At 47.2% G+C, this 2143-nt stretch carries 1 pseudogene; it reads right to left on the reverse strand.

What is annotated here, in order from left to right:
* Positions 1-2128 (reverse strand): annotated as a pseudogene (locus LC653_RS45830) (HAD-IC family P-type ATPase); the annotation flags it as partial.
* Positions 2129-2143 lie beyond the last annotated feature (15 nt).

The raw sequence follows: 2143 nt of genomic DNA on the forward strand, positions 1-2143 counted from the left end.
CCTACACCTATACAAATGAGAGCTTGGATAAATGTCAAAGGTGTGGTGTCGAACACTTGATTCATCATGCTCCACTGACTGAACAGACATTGTAAAATCACCACAACCACAATTCCGATCGCAGGTGCATAGGCTACGGGTGTGCGTTTACCTTGGATTCTAACGATTAGAGATGGTAAAAACTGGCTAATGCTTAACAGGTAAAAGACTTCTGCCGCCACCAGCCCATTAATTGCCATCGTTCGCGCCAATGGTTCATTGCCTGTAGTTTGAAGTATCCATTGAAACATCCCAAAAATTACCAGCCAATTAAAGATGGAAATCGCCACAATGCGCTGGAGTAACCCACCCGATAAAAGCCTTTCTCTGGGGTTGCGCGGTGGTTGTTGCATCACCTGTCCAGATTTTGGCTCAAAGGCGAGGGGAGCAATCAACGCTATTGAACTGACCATGTTGAGCCAGAGAATTTGGATTGGTAAGATGGGAAGCACGGTTGCCAAGAGAATGGCAATCAAAATCGTCATGGATTCTCCAACGTTGATCGGCAGCAAGAAGGCGATCGCTTTTCGCAAGTTGCGGTAAACTCCGCGCCCTTCCTCCACAGCAGCTTCTATTGAGGCGAAGTTATCGTCAGTTAGAAGCATATCCGCCGATTCTTTGGCAACCTCTGCCCCGGCTATGCCCATCGCTACACCAATGTCTGCCTGCTTGAGAGCTGGAGCATCATTTACGCCATCTCCAGTCATGGCAACAATTTCACCCTGAGACTGCAACGCTTTCACCAAACGCAATTTTTGTTCTGGGGCAACTCGCGCAAAGACCATGCCTTCCTCAGCCGCTTGGGCGAATTCTTTTTCATCCATCTGAGCTAATTGCTGTCCGGTGAATACCTGTTCTTCAGTTGAGCAAATTCCCATTTGGCGGGCGATCGCAGCTGCTGTTAGTGCATGGTCGCCCGTAATCATTTTCACCTGAATTCCAGCAGATTGACAGGCTTTTACTGCGGCGATCGCTTCTTCACGAGGCGGATCGATTATGCCCTGAAGTCCCAGAAACACCACGTCATCTGATTTTCAGTTAAAGTCCCAGTTTTGTCAGAGCAAATAACAGTGGTACTTCCCAAAGTTTCCACTGCGGGTAGCTTGCGAATAATTGCCTTACGTCGTGCCATCCGGGAAACTCCGATCGCCAAAGTGACGGTAACAATTGCAGGCAATCCTTCCGGAATCGCGCTGACTACCAGAGCCACACTCGCTTTGAAAACATCAATCCAAGATTCGCCTTGTCCTAATCCGACTGCAAATGTCAGGGCAGCCAAACCTAAAATGACATACAACAAGGTTTTGCTAAACTTATCAATATTTCGTGTTAGCGGTGTTTTCAGATTTGTGCTGCTTTCAATTAACTGCGAGATGCGACCGGTTTGGGTGGCATCTGCGATCGCTACTACAATCCCTTCTGCCTGTCCAAAACTGACGAAACTTCCGGCATACACCATATTGCTTCGTTCCGCTAACGGTGTTTCGACAGCCAGCGATACTGTTGCTTTCTCCACCGGAACGGATTCACCTGTTAAGGCAGACTCGTCAACTTGCAACCCACGCACAGTTAATAGCCGCAAATCAGCAGGCACTTTATCCCCAGATGCCAGCAGTACCAAATCACCCACAACAAGTTCAGTCGAAGCCAAACGAGTTTTTTGACCATTGCGAATCACAGTTGCTTCGGTAGTGACGGCTTTGGATAGAGCAGCGATCGCACCTTCTGCTTTCGATTCTTGAATGTAGCCAATGATGACATTAATCAGGGTGACAGCAAAAATTACTCCCGAATCTATCCAATCCCGCAACAGCAGTGTCACTACTCCCGCCGTCAGCAATATATATAGTAGTGGTTGATTAAATTGCTCTAAAAATCGTAGCCAAGAACTTTTTCCACTTTTACCAGTCAGTTGATTTGCACCCATCTGCTGGTGTCGTTTGGTAGCTTCTTCATGGGTCAAACCTGCTTCAGGATGGCTGGCTAAGGTTTGCACAACCTTTTGTCCACCCAGAGTATGCCATTCATTGTTGAGTAAATCTTTTGTTGTCTGGGCAAAAGTATTTGTAGCGATCGTATCTGCTGTCATCTCAGTCTCCAAAAA

The organism is Nostoc mirabile CHAB5784, from assembly GCF_020829645.1.
Classification (GTDB): Bacteria; Cyanobacteriota; Cyanobacteriia; order Cyanobacteriales; family Nostocaceae; genus Nostoc; species Nostoc mirabile.